This window comes from Ruegeria sp. AP11 (assembly GCF_056535865.1).
Genome location: NZ_JBQFJB010000001.1, coordinates 299,621 through 315,671 on the forward strand (window position 1 = coordinate 299,621; position 16,051 = coordinate 315,671).

Consider the following 16,051-nt stretch of genomic DNA (forward strand, 5'->3'; position numbering starts at 1 on the left):
ACATTTCCGAAGGGTTAAGCCTTTGTGCCTTAAGGAGACTTAGTTTTGCCACATTTAAGGCAAATTTGGGTCAGCTTTGCCGTATTTAGCCTGCATTCAATAAACAAAGCTGCAATTAAGACCTGCTTTGACCAGCTTTACGAAACGCGTAGCCAACAGCCACGCTGGTTCTTTGTTCCGAATCTATCCGGCACCTCAGGATGTTGCGCGCTGTCTGGACAACACACGACGCTCGCGCCAGCCCAGCAAAACTCCCGCTGAGGCGATCATACCGATCCCCACCACCTGCATCGGACCAACCGACTGGCCAAAGGCCACCCATGCGAACAAGGGACCGAAGATCATGACCGAGTATTCGAACACCGCCACATAAGACGGCTCGCCCAGTTGATAGGCCTTGATCAGCATGAATACCGCAATCGTAGAACCAACAGCCTGCACCGCGACCCATGGCAGCGCCCGATTCATCGGCCAGACCCAGCCACGCAGGACAAACCCATCCGGCCCCAGCGGCGCCTCGATCGGGGACAACGCCAGCATGATCAAACCTGTCGCACCAGCAAGGCCAAGCGTCACCACCATCGCTGCCAAAAGCGCAACGGTGCTTTCGCCCGAACAATGCGTGCGCGTCACCACCGCGCTGAGGGCATAGAAGAACCCCCCGGCAACCGGCAGCAGCGTTTTGACGTCAAATGCCAGCGGATCGGGCTGCAACACACACAGGATTCCGCTAAAACCCAGCAACACCGCGGCAATCCTCCACGGGCCGATATGTTGCTTGAGGAACAGGGCCGAAATCAGCAGCACAAAGATGGGAGAGGTAAACAACCCCGCAAGCGCCTGTGCAATCGGCATCAATGCCAAAGCGCTGAAGTAAAACAGCATCGCCAGAGTGATCAGGACGCTGCGCAATGCAACGATACCATAGCGCCAGGGTCTGAGCCCGCCCAATCCCAGCAGAGACAGGCAACCGATCAGCGGCAGCATCAGCAAGGCGCGGCTCAGATGAAACTGCCAAAGCCCGATGGTCTCGGCCAGACGAATCACGAAGTTGTCGATCACGCCGATGATCGCCATCGAGCAGACCATAAGCAGCGATGCCAGAACCGAAGATCTGTCTTGTTCCACCCGTGCTCCCACTCTCGCTGCACCCTCTGCTTCGGCACAGTCAGCATATTTTCTGAACCATGCGCAACAGGTTTGCGCCGTCGGTTTTCAACATGCTAGACTTGGAACAAAATAATACTCGAGCAGCATTACCCGATGACGGCACTCAAACAGTACCAGCGGATCGAAGCGACCGGTCTGTGGCGCCCCACGCCAGACGAACAACGGCGCGAGGTGGTTGTGTCCATTGGCGAGGCCACGCTGACCATCTCGGATTTCAATGACCGGGCGCTGACCCATTGGTCGCTGGCCGCGCTGGAGCGGCAAAATCCCGGTACTTATCCCGCGATCTTCAATCCTGATGGCGATCCGGGCGAAACGCTGGAGCTGGCCGAAACCGAAACCACCATGATCGAGGCCATCGACCGGCTGCAACGCGCCATCGACCGGACGCGTCCGCATCCCGGCCGGCTCCGCTGGCTCAGCGTGACAGGTGTCGTGCTGGCGGTTGTTGCGTTGCTGTTGTTCTGGCTGCCCGGCGCGCTGCAGCGCCACGTGGTCGCCGTGGTGCCCGAGATCAAGCGGCAGGAGATCGGCGACACCATCCTGCGCCGGATCGAACGTGTATCCGGCAAGGCGTGCACGTCGCCGGACGCGCAGGATTCGCTGGATCGGCTGGCCAGCAGAACCGGAGTACGTCAGATCGTGATCCTGCCTGCGGGTCTGCCCGACAGCCTCAGCCTGCCGGGGGGGACAGTGCTGTTGAACCGGGCTCTGGTCGAGGATCACGAAGACCCCGCCGTCGCCGCAGGCTATGTGATCGCGGCGCGCGCGCGTGCCGCGCAGCAAGATCCGCTGGACGAGTTGCTGGACCGGACCGGCACAGCCGCTGCTTTCCGTTTGCTGACCACGGGCGAACTGACGCCCGAGATCGTGGATACCTATACCGAGGAAATCTTGTCAGAACCCCGTCCCGCGATTACCGATGACGATTTGCTGGCCGTTTTTGCACAGGCCGCCCTGCCCTCGACCCCCTACGCCTATGCACGTGACATTACCGGTGAGACGGTTCTGGGCCTGATCGAGGCCGACCCGATGGCGGGCCGGGCATTGGAACAGGTGCTGCCGGACCGCGATTGGGTCCGGCTGCAGAATATCTGCGGGCAATAGCGCCTATTTTGTGCCGAACATCCGATCTCCGGCATCGCCCAGCCCCGGCATGATATAGCCTTTCGAGTTCAACTCGCGATCCAGCGCGGCCGTGACGATCTTCACATCTGGATGCGCCTCTTTCATGCGCGCCACACCTTCCGGGGCAGCCAGCAGGCAGAGGAAGCGGATATCCGTGGCACCCGCCTCTTTCAGCAGGTCAATCGCGGCGGCCGAGCTGTTGCCGGTGGCCAGCATTGGATCAACGGCGATCACCAGACGGTCCTTCAACCCTTCGGGTGCCTTGAAATAATACTGCACCGGCTTCAGCGTCTCTTCGTCGCGATAGAGCCCGACAAAGCCAACGCGCGCCGAGGGAACCAGTTCCAGCACCCCGTCCAGCATCCCGTTCCCGGCCCGCAGGATCGACACCAGCGCCAGCTTCTTGCCCGCCAGAATGGGCGCGTCCATCTCCTCCATCGGGGTTTCGATGTGGCGGGTGGTCAGCGGCATCTCGCGCGTGACCTCATAGGCCAGCAGCAAGGTGATTTCGCGCAGCAACTGCCGGAAGCTGGCGGTCGAGGTGCCCTTGTCCCGCATGAGCGTCAGCTTGTGCTGTACCAGTGGATGATCGACGACAGTCAGGTGTTCGCTCATGAGTTCTCCAGTCTTTTCTTGACCCGCGCGCGGGTGTCTTCGTCACAAAAGGCCGCGTTCAGGGCGGTTTCATTCAACGCCGCGAAGTCTTCCGCTTGCCAGCCGAAGGCCGCGGCCAACATTTCATATTCACGCCGCATTGTGGTATGGAAAAACGGCGGGTCATCGGTTGAGACCGTGACCTTGACGCCCGCATCGCGCAATTTGGCAATCGGGTGGGCCGCGAAATCGGGATACAATCCCAACACCACATTCGAGCCCGGACAGACCTCAAGCGTCACATCCCGGTAGATCAATTCACGGATCAAGTCCGGGTCTTCGATGGCGCGTACGCCATGGCCGACCCGCTCGACCCCCAGATCACGAATGGCGTCCCGCACGCTTTCGGGGCCACCAAACTCACCCGCATGTGTGGTTAGACGCAAACCGGCCTCGCGGGCGCAATCGAAGGCCCATGCAAAGTCGCCCTGAGTGCCGACAGATTCGTTGCCGCCCATACCAAAGCCGGTGATCCAGTCGCCTGCTGTCTCCGCCGCGCAAAAGGCGCTGCGCCTGGCCTGTTCCGGGCCGAAATGACGGACGCAGGTCACCACACCGCGCAAGGTGATGTTGAACTTGCGTTCGGCCTCGTCCGCCGCGTCCTGAATGGCGGTCAGATAGTCTTTCCACGCGTGCAGATCGCCACCGCCGCAGAAATCCGGGCTGAGGAAGGTCTCGGAATAGACCACACCATTTGCAGCGCTTTCTTCAAGGATCGCCAGCGTCAGACGGCGGAAGTCTTCGGGCGATTTCAGCACCTCGCAAGCAGCCTCATAGACGCTGAGGAAATGAGCGAAGTCGCGGAAGTCGTAGGAACCATCGGATTTGAAAATACCGCTCAGGTCCACGTGCTTTTCGTGCGCCAACTGGCGGATGAACGCGGGCGGGGCCGCCCCTTCGTGATGCAGGTGCAGTTCGATCTTTGGCAGGTCGGCTACGGTCATAGAAAGCTCCGCCCCGGTCCTTGTGCCGGGATGTCCAGATGATGTGCGATGCTGGCGGCGACATCGGCGAAATTGATCTGTCCAATCGCACCCGAACCCTGCCCGGCCACCAGTACCGGTACCTGCTCGCGCGTGTGATCGGTGCCGGTCCAGCTGGGGTCGTTGCCGTGATCTGCGGTCAGCAGCATCAGGTCGCCGGGGCGCAGCTTTTGCAGTACCGTCCCGATTTCGCGGTCGAACCATTCCAGTGCGCCGGCGTAACCGCTGATATCGCGGCGATGACCGTAGAGGCTGTCGAACTCGACGAAATTGGCGAATGTCAGGCTGCCCTCTTCGGCCTCATCCACCAGTTCCGAGAGATGCACCATCAGTTCGGCATCCGAGCCTTTGCGCAGCGTATCGATCCCCTGCATCGAGAAGATGTCGCCAATCTTACCCACCGCATGAACGCGACGGCCTGCGTCCTGCGCCCAGTTCGTCAACACGGGCGCGGGAGGCAGAATGGCAAAATCCTTGCGGTTGGTGGTGCGGGTGAAACCGTCCTCAGAGGACCCCACGAACGGTCGCGCGATCACACGGCCCACTTTCATCTCATGCAATTGCGGTGCAAGTGCGCGGCACATGTCCAGCAACCGATCGAGGCCGAAACTCTCCTCATGTGCGGCAATCTGGAACACACTGTCGGCAGAGGTATAGCAGATCGGCCAGCCGGTCCGCATATGCTCGGCCCCAAGATCGGCGATGATGGCTGTGCCAGAGGCGTGGCAATCGCCAAGAATACCCTCGGTGCCTGCGGCCGTGGCGGCGGCGCGGCTTAGATCGGCGGGAAATGCAGGCTTGGTGTCCGGGAAATAGTGCCAGTCCCACGGGACGGGCAAACCCGCCAGTTCCCAGTGACCCGACGGTGTATCCTTGCCGGGTGAATATTCACGCGCGCAGCCCCATAGACCCGTCGGCGCAGCCTGCAACCCCGGCGTTGCATCGCCTGAGGCCAGCCGCACCGCGGCCCCCAACCCCAGCGCGTCAAGGTTGGGCAGGCGCAAAGGGCCTGAGCGTCCGTCTTCGGCACGCCCCTCCGCGCACGCCTGCGCGATATGGGCCACGGTATTCGCGCCTGTATCCGGCGCGGTTCCGTTGAAGAACTGATCGGCATCCGGTGCGCCGCCGATCCCGACCGAATCCATCACCACAAGAAAAGCGCGGCTCATGCGCTGATCCTTTCATGCACATGGGGCGGTTGTTCCACGGGTGTATCGCCAAGCGTTATGGCGTTCAGCACCACCTGAGACGCCTGTCGCGCCGCATCTTCGCGCGCGGCATGGACCACGGCCAATGGAGCGCCTTTCTGAACCTTCTCGCCCAGCCGCAAGATGCCCGACAATCCAACTGCCGGATCGATCTCGTCACTTTCGACCTGACGTCCGCCGCCCAGTGCAACAACGGCAAGGCCCAGCGCCTCGCCATCAATGGCCGAGACATAGCCATCGCGCGGTGCGGGCACTTCCTGGATCACATTGGCCTCGGGCAGGAAGCGTGCCCAGGTGTGGACGAAATGCACCGGCCCGCCCACGGCTGCCATCATGCGGCCAAACCGTTCGGCGGCGCGGCCATCGCGGATCACTTCGGCGATCTGCGCCCGGCCCTCTTCAGCCGAGGCACACATCCCCGCATCCGCCATCAGCACGCCGCCCAGTTCGGCAGAGATGCGGGCCAAGGGCGAGTCCTGCCCGCTGGTCATGACCTGCATCACCTCGGCCACTTCCAGCGCATTGCCCAGCGCCGGGGCCAGCGGCTGGTTCATATCGGTAATCACAGCCGAAGTCCGGCATCCCGCCGCATTCGCGGTCTCGGTCAGCGCCTGCGCCAGCCTGCGTGCATCGTCGAGCGTCTTCATGAACGCACCGCTGCCCACCTTGACGTCCAGCACCAGCGCATCGGGGCTGGCTGCCAGTTTCTTGGACAGGATCGACGCCGTGATCAGATCGAGGCTTTCCACTGTCGCCGTCACATCACGTATCGCGTAGAGCCTTTTGTCCGCAGGTGCGATCTGCCCGGTTGCACCGACGATGGCGGCACCGGTTTCTTTCAGAACCTGTGCCAGACGGTTTTGCCCGATCTGGGTGGTCACACCGGGGATAGCCTCAAGCTTGTCCAGCGTGCCGCCCGTATGACCCAGCCCCCGGCCCGAAATCATTGGCACATAGGCCCCGCATTCCGCCAGCGCCGGGGCCAGTACAAGACTGACGCAATCCCCGACCCCGCCGGTCGAATGCTTGTCGATCACCGGACCATCCAGATCCCAGCGCAGCACCTCGCCGCTGTCGCGCATTGCAACCGTCAGATCGGCCCGCCCCTGCGCGCCCAGCCCGCCCATACAGACGGCCATGGCAAAGGCCCCCGCCTGTGCATCACTGACGCCGCCATCCGCCAATCCCTGCGCGAACCAGTGCAGTTCCTCGCCCGAGGGGACCTCATGCCGGCGCAGCTTGGCAATGATCGAACGCGCATCCATTCAGTTGTCTTCCATATGCGAAGCGTCAAAGGCACCCGGCAGCAGATCGGCGATGGTGGTGCGGGACTCGACCCCGTCAACCGTTGCCATCGTGACTACGACGTCTCCGTTACCGAACTCGGCCAGCTTCTGGCGGCAGCCGCCACAAGGCGGCACCGGTTGCGGGCTGCTGGCAACCACATAGACCTCGGTCAATTCCTTTTCACCCGCAGCAACCATGGCGGCAATCGCCCCGGCCTCGGCGCAGGTGCCTTCGGGATAGGCGACATTCTCGACATTACATCCGGAATACACTGTGCCCGAGCCCGACCTGATCGCCGCCCCAACCTTGAAGTTGGAATAAGGCGCATGGGCATTTTCCCGGACGGCGAGCGCGGCATCTTTCAAAGACATAGGCGATTCCCGTTTTTTGATCATTTGGTCAGAATACCGTACACTAAATGAAAGCACCCGGGGATTTGAAGCCCCCGGGCAGGTTTATCCACAGCCTTCTAGCCCAGCGTCGTATTGAAAGTGCCCGGCAGCGTAACCTCAAGCAGTTCGACATCGTCGGACGGGTCAGTCAGACGGGTCCGCATGCCGGGCGGGATGACAAAGGCGTCGCCCTGCTCCAACCGGTAGGGTTCGCGCCCTTCCCCTTCCAAGGTCACTTCGCCGTTCATAACAAAGGTAAAGTGAATATCCGTGTCGTGACTGGCCCATTCCGGAGCACCCTGCCCCCGGCGCACGACCTGTACGCCCGCCACACCTTTGGTGTTTTCGGCAATCGTGGTGTCCCGGCAGATATAGCCCGGCAGACGGAACGGACCCCAATCCGCGCCCTCGGCCTGATTGTAAACAAACCGCTGCCCCTGCCATTCCCGATCCGGGCGATAGTGCGGCGTGGGCAACTCCATCCGATGGTCGATTTCGGTGACATGCTCGGCGGGCACGCCAATCTCGATCACCTGGACATTATCCGAGGCTTCCAGAACCCGATGGCGGATTTCCGGCGGTTGGATAAAGCAGTCTCCAGCAGTCAGGCGCATCTTGTTGCCCTGATCTTCGTAAACCACATCCACCCAGCCGTGGATGCAGAAGATCAGCTGAAACCCGACCTTGTGGAAATGCACCATGTCAGGCACCGGCCCGCCATCGGGAATGCGGATATGACTGGCGATGATCGATCCGCCCAGCCGATCAGGCACCAGATCGCGATAGTGCATCCCTGCCCGCCCGATGATCCACGGCGCCTGATCCTTGAGCCTGCGCACCACAAAGGAATGCACGGTGTCAGGCATGACCAGCGGCGGATTCAGCTCTTCGATTTCAACGCGGGTGCCGTTCGGCGCAACAAGGCTGCGCTGGCCATCGGCAAACCCGTCCGGATCGTCCGTCAGGATGCGCAGCGTCCCTGCGGCCTCGGGCGCGTCCTTTTCGATCCGCAACCGCAGCCCGTGGCCCGAAAACACCGCGATCCGCGGGTCATCCGCCGGATAGATCATATCCATCCGCATCCCCAGAACCTTGGTATAAAAAGGAATATCGTCGCGCAGTTCCTGCGTCGACAGACGGATTTCAGCGCGCGTCTGGCTTTCGGTCGAGGTCATCAGGTATCTCTTCAGTCTTGGATTTCGGCCATCCGATCAGAACAGCGGCCAAAATGCCAACCGAAAAGTACATCTCGAGCGTTTCTTCCAAAACAAACAACCGCGTCTCCATGGTGGACGAAAGGCTGTCGTCGAAGAAACCGCTCACTTCCTCAAGCCCCTGCGCGATTACCGCAATCATGCCGGCCAGCAAAAACACCAACAAGAACGGCGCCCGTTGCTTAACGGCACGCCATCCATTGGGGATTCCATGCCAGACAACTCCTCCGAACACGATCACTGCCAATACGATCCGGACCGCCGTCGCATCCAAAGTCGTATCAAGGCCGCTATGAAATTCATACAGCAGGCTTCCCGGGGCATGGACATCAGCGTCCAACTCGCGTTCAGCCAGCAGCAGACAAACAAGTCCGATATAGGCCCGCGTGAGCCCGCGATACCGAACCAGCGCGACCAACCCTGCCGCAATCAAGGCAAGCGCCGACAGCGTTTCAATCAATCCGCCTTCCTGATTGTACACTGCGGCTTTATGCGGCCAGACTACGATTGCACACAGGAACAGAACCGCCACAGACAACACCACCCGGAGCAGCAACCGATCTGCGCCAGAGCTTATTGCCGGGGCCGCACCAGACGGCACGGTGTAGGGATCTTCCTCGTAAGTCATGCTCTGGGTCTTGTTGCCTGCCGGGTTTAGGGTGTCTTGCCGAATTGTTCGTTCATAAAAGTTCTGCAATAAAAAGCAATGAACATGTGTGTGAGGCCTTGAACTGACGCAGCGTAGCCAAGCCTGAAAAAATAGTTTAACCATCAAACGAATTCTGGAACGGAGTTGAAACGTCGATGTCTGACACACCCAGCCTGCGGCAGGCCGCCCTTGACTATCACGCGCATCCAAAACCCGGAAAGCTTGAGATCAAGGCCACCAAACCGATGGCCAACGGCCGTGATCTGGCGCGCGCCTATTCGCCCGGCGTGGCCGAAGCCAGCCTCGAGATCAAGGCCGATGCCGCGAATGCGGAAAAGTACACCGCGCGCGGAAACCTTGTTGCTGTGGTCTCGAACGGGACAGCGGTGCTGGGGCTTGGCAATATCGGCGCGCTGGCCTCAAAGCCGGTGATGGAAGGCAAGGCGGTGCTGTTCAAGAAGTTCGCCGGAATCGATTGTTTCGACATCGAAGTGGATCAGCCCGACCCGGAAAAGCTGGCTGACATCGTCTGCGCGCTGGAGCCGACTTTCGGCGCGATCAATCTGGAGGACATCAAGGCCCCGGATTGCTTCATCGTCGAAAAGCTCTGCCGCGAACGGATGAATATCCCCGTCTTCCACGATGATCAGCACGGTACTGCGATCGTCGTCGGTGCGGCGGCCAAGAACGCGCTGCATGTGGCGGGCAAAAAATTCGAGGATATCAAGATCGTCTCAACCGGGGGCGGTGCTGCGGGGATCGCCTGCCTCAGCATGCTGGTCAAGCTGGGCGTCAAGCGCGAGAATATCTGGCTGTGTGACATACACGGGCTGGTCTACGAAGGCCGCGCCGAGGATATGAACCCGCACAAGGATCAGTTCGCGCAGAAAACCGACCTGCGAACGCTGGACGATGTGATCGGCGGGGCTGATCTGTTTCTGGGGCTGAGCGGGCCAAATGTGCTGAAACCGGAAATGGTCGAGAAGATGGCCAAGACACCGATCATCTTCGCGCTGGCCAATCCGACGCCCGAGATTCTGCCGCAAGCCGCGCGCGAGGTTGCCCCGGATGCAATCATTGCCACCGGTCGCAGCGACTTTCCCAATCAGGTCAACAACGTCCTGTGCTTCCCCTTCATCTTCCGCGGTGCGCTCGACGTGGGCGCGACCGAGATCAATGACGAGATGCAGATCGCCTGCGTCGATGGCATCGCCGAAATGGCCCGCGCCACCACCAGTGCCGAGGCCGCAGCCGCCTATAAAGGCGAACAACTGACCTTTGGACCGGATTATTTGATTCCCAAACCCTTTGATCCGCGCCTCGTGGGCGTTGTGTCCTCTTCCGTTGCCAAGGCGGCAATGGAAAGCGGCGTGGCCAAACGCCCCATCGACGACCTTGAAGCCTATAAAGAGCGCCTGAACCAGACCGTGTTCAAATCGGCCCTGCTGATGCGTCCGGTCTTTGAAGCCGCCGCCGTCGCCTCGCGCCGGATCGTCTTTGCCGAGGGCGAGGACGAGCGCGTTCTGCGTGCGGCTCAGGCCATTCTGGAAGAGACCACCGAGACCCCGATCCTGATCGGACGCCCGGACGTCATCAGCGCACGCTGCGAGAAGCTGGGTCTGACGGTACGTCCGGGGCAGGATTTCCAGATCGTGAACCCTCAGGATGACCCGAGGTATTATGACTATTGGAACTCCTACCACCAGCTCATGCAGCGCCGTGGCGTGACGCCGGATCTGGCCAAGGCAATCATGCGCACCAACAACACGGCCATCGCAGCGATCATGGTTCAGCGGGGTGAGGCGGACAGTATGATCTGCGGCACATTTGGCGAATATCGCTGGCATCTGAACTATGTGGAACAGGTTCTGGGGCACAACGACCTGCGTCCGCATGGCGCTCTGTCGCTGATGATCCTTGAAGATGGTCCCCTGTTCATCGCCGATACCCATGTCCGGCAACTGCCCTCGCCTGAGGAACTGGCGGAATCCACCATCGGGGCGGCCCGTCACGTACGCCGGTTCGGGCTGGAGCCCAAGATCGCGTTCTGTTCGCAATCACAATTCGGCAATCAGGCCGAAGGTTCCGGCAAACGCCTGCGGGCGGCGCTGGACATTCTCGATTCCGAACCGCGCGATTTCACTTATGAAGGTGAGATGAACCTGGACGCGGCATTGGACCCCGAACTGCGGTCGCGGATTTTCCCCAATTCGCGCCTGCAAGGCTCCGCCAATGTACTGATCTTCGCCCACGCAGACGCAGCAAGTGGCGTGCGCAATATCCTGAAGATGAAGGCCGACGGGCTGGAGGTCGGACCGATCCTGATGGGGATGGGGAACAAGGCCCATATCGTGACCCCGTCGATCACCGCGCGCGGATTGTTGAACATGGCGGCCATCGCCGGTACGCCGGTGGCACATTACGGCTAGGCAATTACTGCCATCGCGATGGACAATTCCGGGCGCCTGATCGGGCGCCCGATTTGTTTCTGTCAGCCGAGTGGCAGTTACGCCCGAAATTTTGCTGATTTGCAAAACTCCTTACGAGATGCTGCAAAGCGTACAAAAAATAGGGCATTTGCAAAAATTTGCAGAGCAAGTTGTAAGATTCTGCAAAAATTTTGCGATAAACTGACGCGCAATCCTTCGCCTCACTTGCCGCTTGCGCGCCGGACACCTTACACACAGCCCAAGGAGATTAGGAGGAGGCCATCATGGCGTATAAGGACGTTTACGAAAGCTGGAAAACCGACCCCGAGGCTTTCTGGATGGAAGCTGCAAACGGGATCGACTGGGTTCAACCTCCCAGCAAGGCTCTGTTCGATGATAACGCGCCTTTGTACGAATGGTTCAGCGACGCCAAGGTTAACACTTGCTGGAATGCAGTTGACCGGCATGTCGAAAACGGCCGCGGTGAGCAGACAGCGATCATCTATGACAGCCCGATCACCCACACCAAGCGCGAAATCTCATATGTCGAGTTGCGCAACCGCGTCGCCAATCTGGCCGGTGCGCTGCGCGCCAAGGGCATCGAGAAAGGCGACCGTGTCATCATCTATATGCCGATGATCCCCGAAGCGCTGGAGGCCATGCTGGCCTGCGCGCGGCTGGGTGCGGTGCATTCGGTTGTGTTTGGTGGATTTGCCAGTAACGAGCTGGCGGTGCGCATCGACGACGCGAAACCCAAGGCGATCATCGCCGCCTCATGCGGGATGGAACCGGGTCGCGTCGTGCATTACAAACCGCTGCTGGACGGGGCCATCGATCTGGCCAGCCATAAGCCCGACTTCTGCGTGATCTTCCAGCGCGAACAGGAAGTTGCGCAATTGATCGAGGGGCGCGACGTGAACTGGCATGGCTTCCAATACGGAACCGAGCCCGCAGAATGTGTACCTGTCAGCGGCAATGATCCGGCCTATATCCTGTATACTTCGGGCACCACCGGAGCCCCAAAAGGCGTGGTGCGCCCGACGGCGGGCCATCTGGTTGCGCTGAACTGGACGATGAAGAACATCTACAATGTCGATCCCGGTGATGTTTTCTGGGCCGCCTCGGATGTCGGTTGGGTCGTGGGGCATTCCTATATCTGCTATGCCCCGCTGATCCACGGCAACACCACCATCGTGTTCGAGGGTAAACCCGTTGGTACCCCCGATGCGGGCACCTTCTGGCGGGTGATTTCCGAACATAAAGTCAAGAGCTTCTTCACCGCCCCGACCGCGATCCGCGCCGTCAAGCGCGAGGACCCCAAGGCCGAAATGATGGCGCAATACGACCTGTCGTGTCTGAAAGCATTGTATCTTGCCGGCGAGCGCGCCGATCCGGATACCATCATCTGGGCACAGGATGCGCTGAAAGTTCCGGTGGTCGATCACTGGTGGCAGACCGAAACCGGCTGGGCCATTGCCGGGAACCCGCTGGGGATCGAAGAACTGCCGATCAAGCTCGGATCACCGGCGAAACCGATGCCGGGCTATGATGTGCAAATCTTGGATGAAGGCGGCCACCCGATGAAACCCGGTGAGTTGGGCGCAATCGCAGTCAAGTTGCCGTTGCCTCCGGGCACCCTGCCAAATCTCTGGAACGCCGAGGCGCGGTTCAAGAAATCCTATCTTGAGCAATTCCCCGGTTATTATGAGACCGGAGACGCGGGCATGATTGATGAAGACGGGTATCTTTACATCATGGCGCGCACCGATGACGTGATCAACGTCGCGGGCCACCGCCTGTCAACGGGTGGGATGGAAGAGGTTCTGGCCGCCCACCCCGATGTCGCCGAATGCGCGGTGATCGGCGTCTCGGATCAGTTGAAAGGGCAGATGCCGGTCGGGTTCCTGTGCCTCAATGCAGGTTCTGACCGGGTCCACGAGGATGTGGTTGCCGATGTGGTGAAAATGGTCCGGGACAAGATCGGCCCTGTCGCCGCGTTCAAGAAAGCAGTTGTGGTGGATCGTTTGCCTAAAACGCGTTCGGGCAAGATTCTGCGTGGGACGATGGTGTCGATTGCCGATGGCAAAGAGTACAAGATGCCTGCCACAATTGATGATCCGGCCATTCTGGATGAAATCGCCTTGGCCCTGAGGACCATCGGCTACGCGCCGTAATTCACCGGTAAATCCAATGGTGCGCCTTGCGGCGCGCCTTGTTTGCGCTGACGCGCGGGTGCGAGGCTCTGCCTCGCGCTCCGAGATATTTTTGGCCAGATGAAGGGCGGACCCATTTTTTGGATGCGGGTCTTGTCATCCGTCGCTGCCCACCTCAGGTTGAGGCCGGGAGGACGAGCATGACAAACGGCGACATCTGGCGTCTTGGCGCGACGGAACTGACTGCTCTGACCCGTGCGGGTGATCTGAGCGCGGAAGAAGTCATCCGGGACGCGTTGGAACGGATGCATCAGGTAAATCCTGCCCTGAATGCAGTGGTAGAGGATCTGGGCGCGGACGCGCTGGAGCGGGCTTGCGCGCTTGATCGGGCGCGAAGTGGTGGGGCTCCGGTCGGGCCGCTGCATGGTGTTCCGGTTACCATCAAGGTCAATGTCGATCAGGCGGGGCACGCCACCACCAACGGGGTGGTTGCGTTGAAGGATGTGATTGCGCCGGACGATGCGCCGGTGGTTGCCAATCTTCAAAAGGCGGGGGCCATTGTCATCGGGCGGACCAACACGCCCGAATTTTCCTTTCGCGCCGACACGGACAACCCTCTCTATGGGCGTACGCACAATCCCTGGGGAAGGCATATTTCGCCGGGGGGATCGTCGGGCGGCGCCGGGGCCGCCGTAATGGCCGGGATCGGAGTGCTGGGCCATGGCAATGACATCGGCGGCAGCCTGCGTTTTCCTGCGGCGGCCAATGGTGCCGTCACTGTCAAACCCGGCCTTGGACGAGTACCTGCGTGGAACCCGAGTCAGACAGCGGAACGGGGATTGCTGGCCCAATCCATGTCGGTTCAGGGGGTGATCACGCGGTCGGCTGCGGATTTGCAGTTGTCGATGCCCTCACTGATTGCCGCTGATCCGCGTGATCCGTTTCACGTTCCGATGCCCTGGTTGGGCGCGCCGCTGGACGGGCCGGTTAAGGTTGCTTTCACCAAGAACACGTTTGGCTATGACCTGCATCCCGAGGTTGAGGCGGCGCTGGACACTGCTCGGGACGCCTTGAGCGATGCGGGATATGTGGTCACAGAGATTGATCCGCCTAACGTGTTCGAATGCGGTCGATTGGGGTATCGCGCGCTTATGGGCGAAGTGCTGACGCTGATGAAAGGCGATATCGAAGCTGCCGGCTCGCAAACCATCCGGGACATTTTTGAGGTCTATTTCCAGGAATTCCCGCCGATTGTGGGCACCGAGTTGATACAGGCGCTGGCGCAGCGCAGCCATCACGCGCGTGAATGGTCGCTGTTCCTGCAAGATTATCCGCTGATCCTGTCGCCGTTCCTGCCGCAGCCGTTCTTCAGACCCGACCGGGATACGGAAGGGGCCGAAGGGGTGCATGAGGTGCTGGGCTGTGCGGTTTATTCTTATGCGATGAACTTCCTGGGCCTGCCTGCGGCAAGTGTTCCGGCACGGCTGGCCGCGCTGCCGGGCGGGCCGCAGCCGATCAATATTCAGATCACAGCCCGGCGCTGGCGCGAGGATATGGCAATCGGTGCTGCAGCTGCCATCGAAGAGCGCGTTGGGCAAATGGCTCCGATTCTGTGGGAAAAGATGGCGTCACACCCATAGCAGTCGCCCGCAAAAAAATTGACCCCGGGATATTGTACCCGGGGTCCGCATGCTAAAATGTGCCCAGAAATCTGATGACGAGCGTAGCACCACCCACCCTCGCCAGCGCGTAAAATGCGCAATCATTCGAAAACACCGTTAGATGGCCACTCACTTCCACCTTGGCGTGATCTCCGGGTGACTTAACGTTAACAAAGTATGAAGCACGTTCCTGTGAACTGGTTCACATAAGGATCAGGAAATTTGCCCGTAAAGCCAGATTTATGTGAATTGCTCGGAAATTAGGCGTTCTTCCAGCCCATGGCCGGGGTCGAACAGGATGCGGTGCTGTACGCTGGGTTCGGACCTGATCTCGACCCAGTCGATATCGGGAAATGCGACCGAATCGGCCGCGACGATGACCGGACGCTTGTCCGCCTCGATCACTTCGAACCGGACGCTGGCCATCTTGGGCAGCAGCGCACCCCGCCAGCGGCGGGGGCGAAACGCAGCAATCGGGGTCAGTGCCAGAACATCCGCACCGATTGGTACGATCGGTCCGTGGGCCGAGTAATTATAGGCGGTCGATCCCGCAGGTGTCGACAGAAGCGCGCCGTCGCACACCAGCTCGGCCATGCGCACCCGACCATCGACGCTGATCCTGAGGCGGGCAGCCTGCGGGCCTGCGCGCAGCAGCGACACCTCGTTGATGGCCAGCGCCTCGTGCCGTTTGCCCGACTGGTCCATCGCGATCATGCTGAGGGGGTTGATGACCTCTTCCTCTGCCTCGGCCAGCCGCGCCATCAGATCGGTTTCGGCGTATTCATTCATCAGAAACCCGATGGTGCCGCGATTCATCCCGTAAACCGGTGTGCCGAGATGTTGAATCCCCTGCAGCGTGTGCAGCATGAACCCGTCCCCGCCAAGCGCCACGACAACGTCCGCATCCCGTGGCGCGGCATTGCCATAACGTGCCACCAAAGCCTCGCGCGCGGTTTGCGCCACTTTGGCATCGCTGGCCAGAAAGGCGATTCTCTTGGTCATGATTTGTGGTTTCCAGTGCTGCACATTTGGTTCCGAAACAAACATACCTTTCCGCATTACACCAGAGTTGACGCCGCAGCGGGCCAATTCGTCGCTTTATAGCCTTTTTCGACAGGATCGT

At 60.4% G+C, this 16,051-nt stretch carries 13 protein-coding genes; 4 read left to right on the forward strand and 9 right to left on the reverse strand.

The genetic code is table 11. The features are described 5' to 3' along the window. Positions 1 to 195: 195 nt before the first annotated feature. On the reverse strand, positions 196 to 1,128 hold the full coding sequence (locus ACR3E4_RS01580) for a DMT family transporter (RefSeq protein WP_480531450.1): 933 nt from the start codon (positions 1,126 to 1,128) through the stop codon (positions 196 to 198). Positions 1,129 to 1,263: 135 nt separating this feature from the next. On the opposite strand from ACR3E4_RS01580, the gene ACR3E4_RS01585 reads away from it, so the two are divergent. Beyond that, the gene (locus tag ACR3E4_RS01585) at positions 1,264 to 2,277 is read left to right on the forward strand and encodes a hypothetical protein (RefSeq protein ID WP_480531448.1); all 1,014 of its coding nucleotides are present in this window, start codon (positions 1,264 to 1,266) and stop codon (positions 2,275 to 2,277) included. A gap of 3 nt (positions 2,278 to 2,280) precedes the next feature. On the opposite strand, the gene upp is transcribed toward ACR3E4_RS01585, so the two are convergent. The 7 genes from upp to ACR3E4_RS01620 all read right to left on the reverse strand — a co-directional run bounded on the left by upp (position 2,281) and on the right by ACR3E4_RS01620 (position 8,811). Beyond that, the gene (gene upp / locus ACR3E4_RS01590; RefSeq protein ID WP_480531446.1) at positions 2,281 to 2,913 is read right to left on the reverse strand and encodes a uracil phosphoribosyltransferase; all 633 of its coding nucleotides are present in this window, start codon (positions 2,911 to 2,913) and stop codon (positions 2,281 to 2,283) included. Further along, positions 2,910 to 3,896, reverse strand: a complete 987-nt coding sequence (locus ACR3E4_RS01595) for an adenosine deaminase (RefSeq protein WP_480531444.1) — start codon at positions 3,894 to 3,896, stop codon at positions 2,910 to 2,912. The genes upp and ACR3E4_RS01595 overlap by 4 nt, the downstream gene beginning before the upstream one ends. Next, positions 3,893 to 5,104 (reverse strand): phosphopentomutase, encoded by a 1,212-nt coding sequence (locus ACR3E4_RS01600; protein ID WP_480531442.1) that lies wholly within the window; start codon positions 5,102 to 5,104, stop codon positions 3,893 to 3,895. The genes ACR3E4_RS01595 and ACR3E4_RS01600 overlap by 4 nt, the downstream gene beginning before the upstream one ends. Beyond that, positions 5,101 to 6,408 carry a thymidine phosphorylase gene (locus ACR3E4_RS01605; RefSeq protein ID WP_480531440.1) on the reverse strand — a complete coding sequence of 436 codons (1,308 nt, stop codon included), beginning with the start codon at positions 6,406 to 6,408 and terminating at the stop codon, positions 5,101 to 5,103. Before ACR3E4_RS01605 ends, ACR3E4_RS01600 begins: the two co-directional genes overlap by 4 nt. Next, the gene (locus ACR3E4_RS01610; RefSeq protein ID WP_480531438.1) at positions 6,409 to 6,825 is read right to left on the reverse strand and encodes a cytidine deaminase; all 417 of its coding nucleotides are present in this window, start codon (positions 6,823 to 6,825) and stop codon (positions 6,409 to 6,411) included. It abuts the gene before it with no gap. A gap of 74 nt (positions 6,826 to 6,899) precedes the next feature. Next, entirely contained in the window at positions 6,900 to 7,997 is a 1,098-nt protein-coding gene (locus ACR3E4_RS01615) for a cupin domain-containing protein (protein WP_480531436.1), read from the reverse strand. Continuing rightward, positions 7,966 to 8,811 carry a hypothetical protein gene (locus tag ACR3E4_RS01620; RefSeq protein ID WP_480531434.1) on the reverse strand — a complete coding sequence of 282 codons (846 nt, stop codon included), beginning with the start codon at positions 8,809 to 8,811 and terminating at the stop codon, positions 7,966 to 7,968. Before ACR3E4_RS01620 ends, ACR3E4_RS01615 begins: the two co-directional genes overlap by 32 nt. Before the next feature lie 29 nt (positions 8,812 to 8,840). Here ACR3E4_RS01620 and ACR3E4_RS01625 point away from each other — a divergent pair, with 29 nt between their 5' ends. The 3 genes from ACR3E4_RS01625 to ACR3E4_RS01635 all read left to right on the forward strand — a co-directional run bounded on the left by ACR3E4_RS01625 (position 8,841) and on the right by ACR3E4_RS01635 (position 14,907). Beyond that, a complete protein-coding gene (locus tag ACR3E4_RS01625; protein ID WP_480531433.1) occupies positions 8,841 to 11,114 on the forward strand; it encodes an NADP-dependent malic enzyme in 2,274 nt (757 codons plus the stop codon). Positions 11,115 to 11,398: 284 nt separating this feature from the next. Then, the gene (prpE, locus tag ACR3E4_RS01630; RefSeq protein ID WP_480531431.1) at positions 11,399 to 13,288 is read left to right on the forward strand and encodes a propionate-CoA ligase PrpE; all 1,890 of its coding nucleotides are present in this window, start codon (positions 11,399 to 11,401) and stop codon (positions 13,286 to 13,288) included. Positions 13,289 to 13,467: 179 nt separating this feature from the next. Then, complete coding sequence (locus ACR3E4_RS01635; RefSeq protein WP_480531429.1) at positions 13,468 to 14,907, forward strand: amidase family protein; 1,440 nt, start codon at positions 13,468 to 13,470, stop codon at positions 14,905 to 14,907. A gap of 261 nt (positions 14,908 to 15,168) precedes the next feature. On the opposite strand, the gene ACR3E4_RS01640 is transcribed toward ACR3E4_RS01635, so the two are convergent. Then, positions 15,169 to 15,930 carry an NAD kinase gene (locus ACR3E4_RS01640; protein WP_480531427.1) on the reverse strand — a complete coding sequence of 254 codons (762 nt, stop codon included), beginning with the start codon at positions 15,928 to 15,930 and terminating at the stop codon, positions 15,169 to 15,171. Positions 15,931 to 16,051 lie beyond the last annotated feature (121 nt).